Source organism: Sphingomonas sp. NFR04 (assembly GCF_900114095.1).
Taxonomy (GTDB): Bacteria; Pseudomonadota; Alphaproteobacteria; order Sphingomonadales; family Sphingomonadaceae; genus Sphingomonas.
Genome location: NZ_FORV01000005.1, coordinates 183,529 through 198,295, shown reverse-complemented (window position 1 = coordinate 198,295; position 14,767 = coordinate 183,529). Strand labels below are relative to the sequence as shown.

At 67.7% G+C, this 14,767-nt stretch carries 14 protein-coding genes; 4 read left to right on the top strand and 10 right to left on the bottom strand.

Annotated features, from left to right (window positions below; translation table 11 throughout):
- The first annotated feature begins 315 nt into the window (after positions 1–315).
- Positions 316–2,010 carry an Hsp70 family protein gene (locus BM009_RS15770; RefSeq protein WP_093297651.1) on the top strand — a complete coding sequence of 565 codons (1,695 nt, stop codon included), beginning with the start codon at positions 316–318 and terminating at the stop codon, positions 2,008–2,010.
- A complete protein-coding gene (locus tag BM009_RS15765) occupies positions 2,010–3,749 on the top strand; it encodes a hypothetical protein (RefSeq protein WP_093297649.1) in 1,740 nt (579 codons plus the stop codon). The genes BM009_RS15770 and BM009_RS15765 overlap by 1 nt, the downstream gene beginning before the upstream one ends.
- 72 nt (positions 3,750–3,821) lie before the next feature.
- On the opposite strand, the gene BM009_RS15760 is transcribed toward BM009_RS15765, so the two are convergent.
- From BM009_RS15760 to BM009_RS15740, 5 genes are all read right to left on the bottom strand, one after another.
- Positions 3,822–5,636 carry a transferrin-binding protein-like solute binding protein gene (locus tag BM009_RS15760; RefSeq protein ID WP_093297647.1) on the bottom strand — a complete coding sequence of 605 codons (1,815 nt, stop codon included), beginning with the start codon at positions 5,634–5,636 and terminating at the stop codon, positions 3,822–3,824.
- A 180-nt stretch (positions 5,637–5,816) separates the two neighbouring features.
- The gene (locus tag BM009_RS15755) at positions 5,817–8,459 is read right to left on the bottom strand and encodes a TonB-dependent receptor (protein WP_093297645.1); all 2,643 of its coding nucleotides are present in this window, start codon (positions 8,457–8,459) and stop codon (positions 5,817–5,819) included.
- A 421-nt stretch (positions 8,460–8,880) separates the two neighbouring features.
- On the bottom strand, positions 8,881–9,573 hold the full coding sequence (rplA, locus tag BM009_RS15750; RefSeq protein ID WP_093297643.1) for a 50S ribosomal protein L1: 693 nt from the start codon (positions 9,571–9,573) through the stop codon (positions 8,881–8,883).
- Positions 9,574–9,577: 4 nt separating this feature from the next.
- On the bottom strand, positions 9,578–10,009 hold the full coding sequence (gene rplK, locus BM009_RS15745) for a 50S ribosomal protein L11 (protein WP_093297642.1): 432 nt from the start codon (positions 10,007–10,009) through the stop codon (positions 9,578–9,580).
- A 660-nt stretch (positions 10,010–10,669) separates the two neighbouring features.
- Entirely contained in the window at positions 10,670–11,752 is a 1,083-nt protein-coding gene (locus BM009_RS15740; protein WP_175488067.1) for an AI-2E family transporter, read from the bottom strand.
- 169 nt (positions 11,753–11,921) lie between these two features.
- Between BM009_RS15740 and BM009_RS15735 the strand changes: the two genes are divergently transcribed.
- Together BM009_RS15735 and BM009_RS15730 are read left to right on the top strand one after the other, a co-directional pair.
- Positions 11,922–12,233, top strand: coding sequence for a hypothetical protein (locus BM009_RS15735; protein ID WP_254772309.1), 312 nt, complete (start codon positions 11,922–11,924; stop codon positions 12,231–12,233).
- Between the two features lie 27 nt (positions 12,234–12,260).
- Entirely contained in the window at positions 12,261–12,869 is a 609-nt protein-coding gene (locus BM009_RS15730) for a general stress protein (protein ID WP_093297637.1), read from the top strand.
- Between the two features lie 94 nt (positions 12,870–12,963).
- Here BM009_RS15730 and BM009_RS15725 read toward each other — a convergent pair whose 3' ends face one another.
- From BM009_RS15725 to BM009_RS15705, 5 genes are read right to left on the bottom strand one after another with little or no spacing between them, the layout of a single operon-like run.
- Complete coding sequence (locus BM009_RS15725) at positions 12,964–13,146, bottom strand: hypothetical protein (RefSeq protein WP_093297636.1); 183 nt, start codon at positions 13,144–13,146, stop codon at positions 12,964–12,966.
- A 56-nt stretch (positions 13,147–13,202) separates the two neighbouring features.
- The gene (locus BM009_RS15720; protein ID WP_093297634.1) at positions 13,203–13,346 is read right to left on the bottom strand and encodes an entericidin A/B family lipoprotein; all 144 of its coding nucleotides are present in this window, start codon (positions 13,344–13,346) and stop codon (positions 13,203–13,205) included.
- A 29-nt stretch (positions 13,347–13,375) separates the two neighbouring features.
- Positions 13,376–13,633, bottom strand: a complete 258-nt coding sequence (locus BM009_RS15715) for a CsbD family protein (RefSeq protein WP_093297633.1) — start codon at positions 13,631–13,633, stop codon at positions 13,376–13,378.
- Positions 13,634–13,658: 25 nt separating this feature from the next.
- Positions 13,659–14,531 carry a hypothetical protein gene (locus BM009_RS15710; protein WP_093297631.1) on the bottom strand — a complete coding sequence of 291 codons (873 nt, stop codon included), beginning with the start codon at positions 14,529–14,531 and terminating at the stop codon, positions 13,659–13,661.
- Between the two features lie 35 nt (positions 14,532–14,566).
- A complete protein-coding gene (locus BM009_RS15705) occupies positions 14,567–14,752 on the bottom strand; it encodes a CsbD family protein (protein ID WP_093297630.1) in 186 nt (61 codons plus the stop codon).
- Positions 14,753–14,767: the final 15 nt, after the last annotated feature.

Sequence of the window (14,767 nt, the reverse complement as noted above, 5' to 3'; positions counted from 1 at the left end):
GGTGCGACCCCTTTGTGGTTGCTTATTGGGGGGCAACGACCCTGAACCATCGCCCTGCCGTCGGGGATAGGCGCGTGCGGTAACCGTTGTCTTTCGGGGCCGGTAGGGACATGTACGCTACGCACTTGCGCAGCAAGATGCTGAAATCGTAGTTAACTTTCGGCCGCCTGGAGCCGCGCCCGCGGCGTGCCGACCGCCTTTCTGCCGGCGCGAACGGGGTTAATCCCGCCATCGGCCTCGCGCGGCAAAAGTCGGTTGCCTGGGAAAAGCCCTCTAGAATATCCCTGTCGTCGGGGTGACGAGGGGGGCATATACGTGATTGTAGGCATCGATCTTGGGACCACCAACAGCGCGATCGCGCGCTGGGGCGACGGCGCGCCCGAACTGATCCCCAACAGCCTGGGCGATTTCCTGACTCCCTCGGCGGTGAGCCTCACCGACGATGGCGACGTGCTGGTCGGCATGGCCGCGCGCGACCGCCAGTCGGTATATCCCGATCGCACCGCCACCGCGTTCAAGCGGCTGATCGGCACGCAGAAGCCGATCCTGTTCGGCACCACGCGCTTCACCGCGGAAGAACTCTCGGCGCTGGTGCTGAAGAGCCTCAAGGCCGATGCCGAGCGCCATTGCGGCGAGGCGGTGACCAGCGCGGTGATCACCGTGCCGGCCTATTTCAGCGACCGCCAGCGCAAGGCGACCCGCCGCGCCGGCGAGCTGGCTGGACTCCAGGTCGAGCGGCTGGTCAACGAGCCGACCGCCGCCGCGCTCGCCTATGGCATCGCCGATCGCGAGGACCGCGACCCCTTCCTCGTCTTCGACCTGGGCGGCGGCACCTTCGACGTCTCGATCGTCGAGATCTTCGACGGGGTGATCGAGGTGCGCGCCTCGGCCGGCGACAACCGGCTGGGCGGCGAGGATTTCAACGAAGTGATCGCCGGCATCGCCAAGGAACGGCTGCGCCTGCCGCTCGGCACGGCGCAGGCCAAGCTGCGCGAGCAGGTGCGCGCCGCCGCCGAGCGCACCCGCCGCGCGCTGAGCGAGGCCGACAGCGCCACCTTCGACATCGTCTGGCAGGACGAATTGCTGTCGACCGAAATCACCGCCGAGCAGTTCGAGGCGGCCGCCGCGCCGCTGCTCGACCGGCTGCGCGAGCCGGTGCTCCGCGCAATGCGCGACAGCAAGCTGCACGCCGATGCGATGAGCGAGATCGTGCTGGTCGGCGGCGCCACCCGGATGCCGATCGTCCGCAAGGCGGTGACGCGGATGTTCGCGCGCTTCCCCAACGCCACCGTCCACCCGGACCATGCCATCGCGCTGGGTGCCGGGGTGCAGGCGGGCCTGCGCGAGCGCAGGGCCGACCTGGCCGAGATCCGCCTGACCGACGTCTGCCCGTTCAGCCTGGGCGTCGACGTGATGGCGCGCGACGCCAGCGGTGCCGCGCATGGCGGGCTGTTCCAGCCGATCCTCGAGCGCAACACGGTGCTGCCCGCCAGCCGCGTCCACCGCTTCGTCACCGCGCATGCGCAGCAGAAGAAGGTGGAGTTCGGCATCTACCAGGGCGAGGCGCGCACGGTGGCGGCGAACATCCAGCTCGGCAGCGTCGAGATCGCGGTGCCGCCGCGTGCCGCCGGCGAGATCGCGATCGACTGCCGCTTCACCTATGACGTGAGCGGGCTGCTCGAAGTGGACGTGACCGTGCCCGCCACGGGCGAGAAGCGCCTGGTCGTCATCAATGATGGCGACGGGCTGGACGCGGCCGAGGCGGAGGAACGCCGCGCCGCGCTGGCCGCGCTCAAGATCCACCCGCGCGACCAGGCGGCCAACCAGGCGCTGATCGCCCGCGCCGAGCGCTGCTTCGAATCCTTCGTCGGCGAGCGGCGCGCGCTCGCAGGGCAGCTGCTCGCCCATTTCGAAGGCGTTCTCGCCACCCAGGATCCCCGCGCGATCGCCGAGGCGATGGCGTTGGTGACCGATCAGCTGGATGCCATCGAAGGCGAGCGCTACCTGTGATGGCTCCCTGGGCAACGCTGGGCATCGATCCCACCGACGACACCCGGGCGATCCGCAAGGCCTATGCGCGGCTGCTGAAGGCGATGGATCCGGAGACGGATCCCGAAGGCTTCGCCGCGCTGCGCCACGCGCGCGACTGGGCGATGTATCTGGCGGAGCAGCAGCCCCAGGCGGAGGCCGCCGAGGACGCCGAGTCCGATCCCGCGGCGGCCGCGGAGGCCGAGCCGGATGCGGGCGATGCTCCCGCGCCGGTGGCGGACACGGCCGCGCCCGAGCCGGTCGCCGCGGCGCCGGCCCCCGATCTTCCCCCGCCCGACGTTGCGCCGGACCTGCGCGGGCAGGCCGATTTCGAGGCGCTGCAGGCGCTGCACGCGATGGTGTTCGACCGCAACCGCGGCGTTTCGCAGGAGGAGATGACGGCACTGGCCGAGCGGATCCTCGCCGATCCGGCGATGCAGAATCTGGCGCATGCCGACAATGTCGAGCGCTTCTTCGCCGACACCATCGCCCAGGGGACGCCGCGCAGCGACCCGATGATCGACCCGGCGATCGCCTATTTCCGCTGGGACAGCACCGATACCGAGCTGCACCGTCCGCCGGTGGTCAACTGGATCCTGCAGCGCGCCAGGGATCGGTTCTTCGAGGTCGAACTAAGCGCGCAGAACCGCCGCATGTACCGGAATCTGCAGCGGCTGCGGCAAGCGCCGCCCTCGGGGCTGCGCGGCTGGATCGATGCCTGGAGGGCGGGGCCCGGGGTCGAATATATGCTGGCCTATTGCCGGACCTATCATCCGACGATCGTGACCGGGCTGGACGAAACGTCGTACAACTGGTGGGTCGAGCACAGCCAGCGCCTGCGGGACGCGGCCTATCCGTTCGGCGACTGGTACCAGCGGCGGTGCAACAATGCGCTGGACAAGCCGATCGAGCAGACGCGCGAGTTCAGTCTGCGCGGCCTGGCGTCATTTCTGCCGCTGCTGTTCTTCTTCGGCGCGATGATGTGTGGGCATGGCGAGGATTACAGCCGCCAGCGCTACGAGGACCTGCGAGAGAAGGCCATACGGTCAGCCACCTACGCACCCGTGGTGCCACCCATGCCCAATCTGATCGACGTGAACCACGATCTGCAGGTGCTGCTCAACCGGTACACCAATGGCCAGCTGACCGTGGCCGAACTGCAGACGGTCAACCCGGCGCTCTATGCGCGGCTGCAGCGCGAATGGAATGTTGCCCGGGCGCAGCGCGGCGGCGACTCCAGGCTGACGTTCGAGGGGTTCGTGCAGACGAGCGGCTCGATCCTCTCGAAGCTGATGACGCGCGCGCTGCGCGATGGCGACGAGAAGCTCGTGCTCGACTATGCGGCGTTTTACGAGGCCCGCCTCCGTTGGGCCGAGCGCGCCGCGCCCGAGGAATGCATCGCGCTCCTCGACGGCGGGAACAGCGGTGCGGGGCCGAGCGATCTGCACGACCGGCGCTACGGCCTGCTCGCCCGCGCGATCCGCACCGGCATGCCGCCGGCCGACGACGTGAAGGACACCAACCGCTACACCATTCCGCCGACCCTGCTGCAGGACGCGATGGTCCGCGCGCGGCTCGACCGGGCGGCGTTCGACCAGGCGCTCAAGCGCGAGGGACCGCAGCTCGCGATCTGCAATTCGCGGATCGCCCTGATCGACGCCGCGCTGGTCCGGCAGGACAAGGTGGGGCTGAAGCTTCTGCGTGGGATGTTCGGGGGGTGAGGCCCTGCTATGCGAAAAGGGCCGGGATCGCTCCCGGCCCTTCCTCGCGGTCCCTGTGGGCTCGCGATGCGATTACCGTTTGCCGAGGGCGATGCCGGTGAGCGTAGTGCCGTTGCCGACGACATCCGGCGTCAGTTGAAAGGCGCCGCCGAATTCTTCGGCATTTGGTCCATAATAACGGCCGGAGAAGCTCGGGCTGTTGCTGCCATAGCCGACCAAGCTGTCCCCGATCGATCGGGAGACATTGATGGTGAAGGAACCAAAATTCACCGAGCTGCCGGTCGCAAGGTTCTTCCCGACGGGCACGAGGGTAAGCGTGCCGTTGCTGAACCCCGCGAAGTTCACCTCGAACTTGGACGTTCCAGTCAGCGAATAGACGCTGCCTTGGCCCGCGCTGGACACGCCCGTGCCGTACAGCACGCCGTTGAAGGTCGCGCTGCCCGTCACAGGGATTTGGCTCGCGGCGGTTTCGTAGCCGAACGGGACATAGGCGGTCCGCTGGGTCGACCTCCCTGCCGATGTGGGCACCGACAGCGTCTCTGTCCAAACGAAACTGAGATAGGAAAGCGCCAGTTCGGCGTTGCCGCCGCCGGGACGATAGATCTTGACGTCCACAGGCTCGCCGCTTGGCGCCTTGGTGCGATAGGCGGTGAAGTTCGGATCGCTCTGGACCGCGAGCTTGTCGGCCGTCGTGACGGCGGGCTGGTCGTACTTGACGACGGACATGTCGTCCAGGTCGAGACGCTGGGTCTCGATCGCATATCCACCCGAGCTGGCGACATATTTCACCGAAGACGAGGACCCGACGACGCTCGATGCGCGCAGTGCACCGAATGAGCCTCTGGTTAGGCCTGACGCATCGGTTTCGTAAATGCTCAGCGCACTCGTCCCCATGCCGAAGCTGGTGTCCTTGCTGAGGTCGGCGAGTTTCTGCGCCGAGGTGACGCCGGCGCTCTGGCGGCCGATCAGCGCGCCCGCAACGGCTTCGCCCGTGCTGCTCGTTCCCCAGAACGACAAGCCGATCTCGTTCGCGGCAGGGCCATAGAAACGACCGTTGAAGCCCCCGTCCATCTGCGCGTAGGCGAACACCGTCATCGCGCCACTGATGCTGTTGGTCGACGCGGCGATTGCGCCGGTCCCGGACCACCGGCCGGTGTAGCCGCTCGGCCCCTTACTGGGGCGTGTGAGGGCGAAATCGCCACCGGTCGTGATCTTCCCGGTGACGAAATCCGCGGTGAGCGTGCCGGTGCCGCTGAGCGTGTTGGGCTCAAGCTCCTGCTTCGAGCTGAACACCCCGAGCGCGTCGAGCGCGTAGCCGGCGGATCCGGTGCGGGGCAGCGCCGTGTTGGGGGTCGTGACGCCGTAGGTGAACACGTTCACGGAACCATCCACGCTGCTGCCATTCGTTGTCGCAGTCTGCCAGACACCCCCCGCGACATATTCATAGGCGCTTCCCGATGCGGCCTTCCGGGTGAGCGAGAGCGCATCGACGGTGCTGCCGGTCGTGACCGTGTAGACAGACGAGATGGAGCCCGGCTGCTTGGTGCCCGATTTTCCGAAGGTTTGGCTGCGCGCGCCACTGGTGAGCGTATAGCTCCCATCCGTAGCGTCATAGCGGATCTGGAGATCGCCGCCGCTCGCCGTTCCGGCACTGCCGCCCGCATCCGTGAACGTGGCGGCGGCCCGCGCCGCATTCGCTGCGAAGCTTTCGCTGACCAGCGGGCCGGCCAGGGACGTATTCGTAGGCGTCGGCGTGGGGGTTGGTGCCGGTACCGGTGCTGCGGGCGCTACTGGCGCGGAAGTGGCAGGCCCCGTGCCGCCGCCGCCGCCGGAGCAGGCGGCGAGAATCAGGCTGGGCGGCACCACCGCCAGCAAGTGAAACTTCATGGACGTTATCCCCCTTTGGTCGTGCGCATCCTCTCCAGATTTCAGCACTTCGCGTCAATATTTCACCCGTGCAACATCAGCGCGAATTTGGGACATCGTGCGGACCCGATGCGCATAGGTCAGTGCAAAAAGGGCCGGGATCGCTCCCGGCCCTTTCGCTTGTCTCCGATCGTGTCCCGATCAGAACTCGGCGCGTACTCCGAAAAGGAAGGTGCGGCCGTAGTAATTGATCTCGCCGAAGCGGTTGGGGTCGTCGTTGTACGTGTACAGCTTGGCGCCCGACAGGTTGATCGCCTCGACGCTGAGCTGGACGTTGGGCAGCAGCTTGTAGCCGATGCTGCCGTCCAGCGTGCCGAAGGGCGCGGTATAGGTCGGCGCCTGGGTGGTGCTGCCGGTGCCCGACAGATACCGGTCGCGCCACACATAGGAGAGGCGGGTCGAGAGCGGGCCCTTCTCGTAGAAGCCGACCACGTTGAAGCTGTTCTTCGACAGGCCGATCAGCTGGTCGACGATCGGGCGCGCGCCCGCGGTGTAGTTCGCCTTGACCGAGGTGTGGGTATAGCTCGCCTGCATGCCGAGGCCGTCGAACGGCGCGGGGAGGAAGGTGAACACCTGGTTGTAGCCCGCCTCGACGCCGTACACCTTGGCCTTGCCGCCATTGACCTGGGTCGACAGCAGCACCGTGCCGCGGCCCGGGATGTCGATATTGACGTTCTGCGCGGTGATATAGTCGTCCATCGCCTTGTAGAACACCGCGCCGGTGAGCGCGCCGCGCGGGTTGAAATACCATTCCAGCGCGCCGTCGAACTGGGTGGCGAGGAAGGGCAGGAGCTGCGGGTTGCCGCCGCTCGCGGTCGGCGCGTCGGTCGACAGGGTGATGCGCGGGGCGCTGTCGGTCACGTTGGGGCGGGTGAGCACCCGGCTCGCGGCGAAGCGGGCGACCAGCGTGCTCGTGAGATCGGCCTTGAGGTTGAAGCTCGGCAGCCAGTCGTTGAACGTCTTGGGGAAGGCGGCCGGGGTGATCACGTTGCCGGTGCGCAGGAAGCCGGTCGCGTTCTGGTCGGTATGGACATAGCGGATGCCGACATTGCCGAGGATCTCGACGCCGCCGAGCGTCGTGCCATAGTCGACGCGGGCATAGCCCGAGGCGGTCTTCTCGGTCGTCTTGAACGAGGCGGCCTGGTCGCTCGGCGTCAGCGGCGCGTTGGCGACGGCGCTGGTGAACAGCGCGTTGTAATAGCCCGAGGTCACCGGGGCGAGCCAGGTGCGGGGCAGGTTGCCGTCGACGTTCTTGAGGAAGTCGTCATAGGGCAGGGCCTGATAGGCGCCCGCACCGAGCGAGCTGAGCGGGGTACCGGCAGCCGGATTGACGGTGAAGTCGCGGCGCCAGTAATCGCGCTTGCGCCAGTGATATTCCGCACCCACCGCGATCTTGCGGAGGAAGCCGCCGACGTCATAGGCGGTGTCGAGCCGGGCGAACTTGTCCCAGTCCTTGCTGTTCTTCGGCGCGATGTTGAAGGTGTAGAGCTGGTAGTTGGCCGGGTTGTTGGGATCGACCGTGGTGGTGATCGTCGGCAGCACCTTGTAGCCGCCCGAGGCGTCATAGGTGAACGGCGCGAAGAACATCGCGCGGCTGCGCACCGTGCCCTCGGCATTGCTCGGGTGGAAGCTGTGCGCCGACGACCAGTTGAGGTTGGCGGTCACATGGAAGCGATCATGGTTCCAGGTCTGCTTGAGGCCGATGGTCAGCAGGTCGTGGCGGTTGAGGCTGTATTCGCGGCTGGCCATGAAGCGGACGTCGTTGATCGTCGCGCCGACCACCGTGTTGCCGTCCAGCTTGACCGAGCCGGGGACGATCTTCGGCGTGTGGCCGGCGACGCTGGTGTCGTCCGGATAGATGTCGAGGCCGAACTCGTCATAGGCGACGTCGAGACGGGTCGCGAGCACGTCGAGCGTGGTCTCGAGCTCGGGTGTCGGGCGCCACTGGGCGGAGACCAGGCCCGAGATGCGCTTGCGATCCTCGGTCTCGATCGTCGGACGGGTGCGGGTGGGGGTGTAGAGGCCCGACTGGAGGCCGCCCTGGGCGGCCTTGGTGAACTTGTCGAGGTTCCAGCCGAAGTTCATGAAGCGGTCGTTGCGGACCTCCTTGCCCCAGTACTGCGCGCCGACCAGGATGCCGAAGGTGTCGCCGAAGGTGTGGCTGCCGATCAGCGTCGCGTTGGGCTTCACCTTCTTGGTCTGCGAGGTGTAGGTACCGCGCAGGTTGGCGGTGACCTTGTTGCCGACGTCGAACGGGCGGAAGGTGCGCACGTCGATATTGCCGCCCAGCGCGCCCTCGGTCATGTCCGAGGTGGGGGTTTTCACCACGTCGATATTGGCGACGAACTCGGCGGGCAGCATCTCGAAGCGGAACTGGCGGCCATTGGCGCCGCCATTTTCGATCAGGTCGTTGAGCGCGACCGGGCGGCCGTTGAGCAGCGTGCTCTGGAACTGGGGCCCGAGGCCGCGGACCGAGACGTACAGGCCCTCGCCGCGCGGCCGCGTGATCGCGACGCCGGTGACGAGCTGGAGCGCTTCCGCCACGTTCTGGGCGGGGAACTTGCCGATGTCGGTCGAGCTGATCGAATCCAGGCCATATTCGGCGCGGCGCTTCGCCTCGGTCGCGGCGGCGAGGCTGCGCGCATAGCTGCCGTTGACGACGATCTCGTCGGTGCCGGCCGCGTCGTCCTGCGGCGGAGTCGTCTGGGCGTAGGCGGGGGCGAGCGTGGCCAGCGTGAGGGCGAGCGCCGAGGTCGCGCGAAGCAGCGCGGAATGGGGTTGCATGACTGGATTCTCCCTGGACCCTTATTGGTCTTGTGGGAGCGCCCCTAACGGGGAGTCGGAACGGCGCCGTGTCGGTTTGATTGCAATGTGGTGAAACGGGCGAGGGCTTTTGTTACTAAGGCGTTACGGCAATGCAGAGACTTGCAAACGGTTGCACATTGGCATGGTTCGCGGCTGTCCGGCATCCCCCTCACCCTTCCGCCGCTTCGCGGCTCCCTCCCTCTCCCACAAGGGGAGAGGGAGCGGGGATCGAAATTCCCTCTCCCCTTGTGGGAGAGGGAAGGGGCCCATCGCGCCAGCGATGGGAAGGGTGAGGGGGATGGGGGGCTCTCCCGCAGGCGGGAGAGGGCTTTAGGGAGCGCAAACAAAAAGGGCCGGGGATCGCTCCCCAGCCCTTTCCGTTTGTCTGGTTCCCGAAGGATCAGGCGGCGGCGACTTCGGTCGTGTCGACCTTCACGCCCGGGCCCATCGACGAGGACAGGGCGACCTTCTGGAGGTACTTGCCCTTGGCGCCCGCCGGCTTGGCCTTGACGACCGCATCGACCAGCGCGTCGAAGTTGCGGCGCAGGTCTTCGTTCGAGAAGCTCACCTTGCCGATGCCCGAGTGGATGATGCCGGCCTTTTCGACGCGGTACTCCACCTGACCGCCCTTGGCGGCCTTCACGGCCTCAGCGACGTTCATGGTCACGGTGCCGAGCTTCGGGTTCGGCATCAGGCCCTTCGGACCCAGCACCTTACCGAGGCGGCCGACCAGGCCCATCATGTCCGGGGTGGCGATGCAGCGATCGAAATCGATCTTGCCGCCCTGGATGGCTTCCATCAGGTCTTCCGCACCGACGACATCTGCGCCAGCAGCCAGGGCTTCCTCGGCCTTGGCGCCGCGGGCGAACACGCCCACGCGAACGGTCTTGCCGGTGCCGGCCGGCAGCGTGACGACGCCGCGGACCATCTGGTCGGCGTGGCGCGGATCGACGCCGAGGTTCAGCGCGACTTCGATCGACTCGTCGAACTTGGCGGTCGCATACTGCTTCACCAGCGCGATCGCCTCATCCACGCCGTGCAGCTTCACGGGGTCGACGGTCCAGGTCTTCTGCTTCTTGGTCAGCTTTGCCATGGAATCAGCCCTCCACCACTTCGAGGCCCATCGCGCGGGCCGAACCTTCGATGATCTTCGTCGCGGCTTCGATGTCGTTCGCGTTCAGGTCCTTCATCTTGACCTGGGCGATTTCCGACAGCTGCGAACGCTTGATCTTGCCCGCGACAGCCTTGCCCGGCTCCTTCGAGCCCGACTTCAGGTTGATCGCCTTCTTGAGCAGATAGGTCGCCGGGGGCGTCTTGGTCTCGAACGAGAAGCTACGGTCCGCATAGACGGTGATGACGGTGGGAAGGGGCGTGCCCTTCTCGACGTCACCGGTCGCGGCGTTGAACGCCTTGCAGAATTCCATGATGTTCACGCCGCGCTGACCCAGGGCAGGGCCGATCGGCGGCGAGGGGTTTGCGGCGCCGGCGGCCACCTGCAGCTTGATATAGCCGGTAATCTTCTTAGCCATGTCACTCTCTTTCAAGTCGAGCGGTACAAGCGACGACCAGAGGCCGCCTCCCGCATGGTTCCCGAGCTGTGTGCTTGGAAGCGCGCGGCCTTAGCGGAAAGCGGGGGCGGGGGCAAGGGGCAAGGGGGGGCTCGTCTGCTGTCGCCCCAATTGCGGACGTTGATCTTCTCAGGCAGTCTGAAACTCGTGGACTGGGGGACTCGCTCGTGATCGAGATCTGGGTGGCTATGCTGGCGTTCCAAGCCGAGATCGGCCCCCGGGAATGTACTCAGTCGAGCCCCGACGATTTGCGACCATACAGCTTGTGTCTAGCCGAAACCTTCAACAACGAGACAGAGCGTAAGCTGCAGCGCCAGCTGAGGCTTGCGGAACGGGGCCTTCGCGCCAGCAAGGGCGCAGAGGCTGCATCGCAACTCCGAGGCGACCAACGGCATTGGGAGCGGCGGCGCCATCGAGCGTGCGCCCATGAGGCCGTTGATGCGCCCGTTTCGGAACGGGCACGAGCGGAACTGACCTGTCTCTCTAATGCGGCCGAAACGCGAATTGTGCGCCTTGCTGTTATGAGTAGGCGGGTCCGCTAGCCACCATTTCCAGCCGTTCCCTGCGCGTGCCGGAGATCCCGGCCTGAGCACGCGCCCTCGGCTCTCCCGCGCCCCGCGCTCACGGCCGCAGTTCCGCCGTGTGCCCGGCCTCCGCCCCGCCGATATCGCCCTCGGCCACCCATTCGCGCCACAGCAGCACCAGCGCCGCCATCACCGCGGGGCCGACGAACAGGCCGAGCAGCCCGATCGTCTCCACGCCGCCCAGGATGCCGATCAGCACCCAGACGAAGGGCAGGCGCGTGGTGCCGCCGATCAGGCTCGGGCGCAGGAAATGGTCGATTACGAAGTTGAGCGCATAGCCGATCGCGCCGACGATGATCGCCGCCATCACCGCGCCCTTGGCGAGCAGCAGCAGCAGCGCCAGCACCAGCACCACCGCCAGCCCGAACGGGATGATCGAGGCGAAGCCCGAGAACAGGCCGAGCAGGATCGGGTGCGGCACCCCGCCGATCACGAACAGGATCGACATCAGGATGCCCTGCGCCAGCCCCAGCAGCACCATGCCGTCCACCGCGCCGCGCACCGCCGCGAAGATCTGGCGGCCCAGCCGGTCGCCCGCATCGCCGAACGCGCGGGTCGCGCCGCGCTCGAGCTGGCGGACGATATTGTCGCGGTCGCGCAGCAGGAAGAACAGCACGACCAGGGTGAAGCCGAACACCACCACCCGGCGGATCACCGTATGGGTAAGCGCGCCCGAATGGCTGCGCCAAAGCGAATGGTCGAGCTTGCCGAACTCCGCGGCGGCGGCTTCGGGGGTGGCGAGATGGAGGCTCCACCAGGCGGTGACCTGCTCGCGGCCCCAGGGCAGGCGCGCGACCCAGTCGGGCAGTGGCACGCCGTGGAGGCGGGCATCGGCGATCCAGGCGGCGACCGACTGCGCCTCGACCAGCGCCTGGCTGATCGCGATCGACAGCGGGATCAGCACGATCAGCAGCACGCCCAGCGTGAGCAGCGCGGCGACCAGCGTGGGGCGGGGCAGGCGGGCGCTCAGCCACACGCGCAGCGGCTCGACCCCGATCGCCAGCACGCCCGCCCACAGCACGGCCGGCACGAACGCCATGCCGATCCACAGTGCGGCGGCGGCGATGACGGCGGCGAGCACCACGCGCGCTCGGGTCTGGGCTTTGGTCGTCTGCGGCATCTGGGTCCCCCGGGTGTTGGCGGGGACAGTGGCGAGGCGCGGCGGCGCTGGCAAGCGGTGGACCGTGTTCGGCTCCGATGAACCAATCAAGTCCCTCACCCGTTTAGCAAATCTCCACGCAGCCGGGAGGGTTCGGCGCGCGTGGACGTCAATATTGGAGAGAATGGGCATGAAACGCATCATCATGGCCGTCGCGGCGCTTGGCCTCGCGACGACGGGCGCGGCTGCGCAGAGCAGCGGCCAGGCGGGCTCGCACAATCCGGTGGTGAAGGACGGCACGGCGCATCACGTCGCCACCCCGGCCAAGGGCCACAGCTCCTTCACCGAAAGCCAGGCCAAGGGCCGGCTCGCCAAGGCAGGCTATACCGACATCACCGGCCTGAAGGGCACCGAGAACGGCGCCTGGCAGGGCATGGCGATGAAGAACGGCAAGAAGGTGACCGTGACGCTCGACTACAAGGGCAACGTCACCGCGCGCTAACCCCATGAATTCTGCAGGAGAAATGCGATGAGCCGGACCATTACCCGTCTGTTCGACGATTATTCGGATGCCAAGGCCGCGGTCAACGAGCTGGAGCGCCTTGGCGTGCCGCACAGCGATCTCAGCATCATCGCCAACAACACGCATGGCGACCATGACGTGAGCGACGTCAACGCGCATGGCGATGTCAGCCGCGGCGCCTCGACCGGCGCGGCGCTGGGCGGCGTCGGCGGCCTGCTCGCTGGGCTCGGCCTGCTGGCGATCCCCGGCCTCGGCCCGATCGTGGCGGCCGGCTGGCTCGCCTCGACCGCGGCGGGTGCGGCGATCGGCGGCGTCGGTGGGGCCGCGACCGGCAGCATCGTCGGCGCGCTCAAGAATGCCGGCGAGAGCGAGGACGACGCGAACGTCTATTCCGAAGGCGTCCGCCGCGGCGGCACGCTGGTGAGCGCGCGCGTCGAGGATTCGCTGGCACCCGAGGCCGAGGCAGTGCTCAACCGTCGCGGCGTCAATGCGGCGACGCGTGGTGCGGCCTATCGCCAGTCGGGCTGGACGGCGTTCGACGACAAGGCGCCCGCCTATACCCGCGACGAGATCGAGCGCGAGCGCAGCGCCTATCGCGAGCCGACGGTGCTCTGATCCGGGCAACGTCGTAGGAATGAGAAAGCCGGGGTTCGCGCCCCGGCTTTTTTCTTGTCTGCCCTTGTCGCCGGTAGGAAGCCCGGGGCCGGGGTCAGCGTTCCGCCGCCATCGCCGGATCGGCCGGAACGGCGTGCCCTGCGGCGCGAAGCTGCGCGGCATAATGGTCCGCCATGGCGAGATGGGCGCTGCGGGCGCTGCTCTCCGCCGCCCGTGCTGCGGCACGACGAGATTGGGCGAGGCGCTTCAGCAGATAGTCGGGGTCGGGTTCGGTCACGGGGCAACTCCGGGAGGGGCGGCATCGCGGGCGGGGTGCCCGCGATGCCGGATCGGTTACTTCTTGTGGTTCTGGCCCGACGCGTCCGAGACGGCGGTCCCGGCCGAGCGGACGTCCTTGCCGACGCCGTTGACCGTGTTGCAGGCGCCGAGCGTCAGCAGACCGAGCGCGGCGACGAGGGGAAGGGTCTTGCGGATCATGCGAAATTCCTTGTTCGGATACGGGTGGTTCAGTCGCGGCGGCCGATCAGCGCGGCGCCGGCGAGCAGCGCCACCGAGCCGGCCGCAGCCAAAGCGAGCAGCGGATGATCGCGCACCGCGCTGCGCACCTGGTCGAGCGTCTCGCCGAAGCGGCGCTCAAGGCCGCCCTCGACCTTGCGGGCAGCGCCGCGTGCCTCGGTCTCGCGATCGCCCGCGACCTTGCCGAGACCTTCCTCGGCACCGCCGACGACTTCCTTCACGGCACCTGCGATACGATGGGTATCCATGCTTCTTCTCCTTGACGATTAGACTTCAGAATTCGGTTTCGGTGGTGCGGCGGGCGGCGACGACGCCGCCCCCGATCGCGGCACCCGCACCCAGCAGCATCACCAGGAACAGGGCAAAGGCACTGCCGGCGGCGACGCTGGCGCCCGCGCTGCCCGCATTCTTCGCGGTCTGGAGGGCATCGTTCTTGGTCTCGACGAACTGGCGGCGCGCCTTCTCCACGCGGGTCGTGGCTTCCTGCTCGCTCACGCTGTCCTGCACCGCGATGATCTGGGCGATCCGCTGCTCGGCGGCCTGACCCTCGGCGCCGCCCTTGGCCATGGCCGGCAGCTCGGCGATCATCGCCTTGCGCGCCTGTTCGGGCGTCATGTCCTTGGGATTGTCCGGCGTGCTGTCGAGCAGCGCGGAGACCTGCGCGTCCACCGCAGACTCATCCACGCCGGCCGCCTTGGCGAGCGTGGGCGTCACCGCGCCGGCACCCGCGACGGTGGTCGAGGCCACGGTCCCGACGGTGCGGAAGGCGCTGCCGACCAGCCCGCCGATCGCCGAGGTGAGCAGGTAGAAGGTGAGCAGCAGCGTCAGTGCCCAGATGGCGAGGCCGTGCGCGGCACCGTCGAACTTGCGGCGGAGCTTGGCGACGCGGGCGGCGCCGTACGAGCCCGCGCCGAGCGCGATCATGCTGCTGATCGTCCACCAGGCGAGCGCGCCGATGCCGAGCCCGCCGGCGCTCGGGCCGCTATTCTGGGCAGGGTCGATCGTCGAGAAGCCGATCGCCGCGCCGAGCAGCGCGAGCATCAGCTCGATGGCCAGCGCGATCACCGCGCCCGCGAGGATCGCGGACCAGCTGACACGGGGGACCGGGCGAACGGCCAGGCGGGTATCGTAGATTGCGGTTGCCATTGCGGCATCTCCTGCACTTGGGGGGAAAGCGGTGGTCACTTGCCCGTCACCGTCTTCTTCACCGTGTCCGCGGCCTTGCCGGCGCCGGCCTGGGTCTTGCCCGCCAGCTTTTCGGCAGCGCCTTCGGCTTCCACGCGGCGATCGCCGGTGATCTTGCCGATCGCTTCCTTGATCGAGCCCTTCAGCGCATGGGCTTCGCCCTTGATACGGTTCTCGTTCACTTGGTTCGTCCTCCT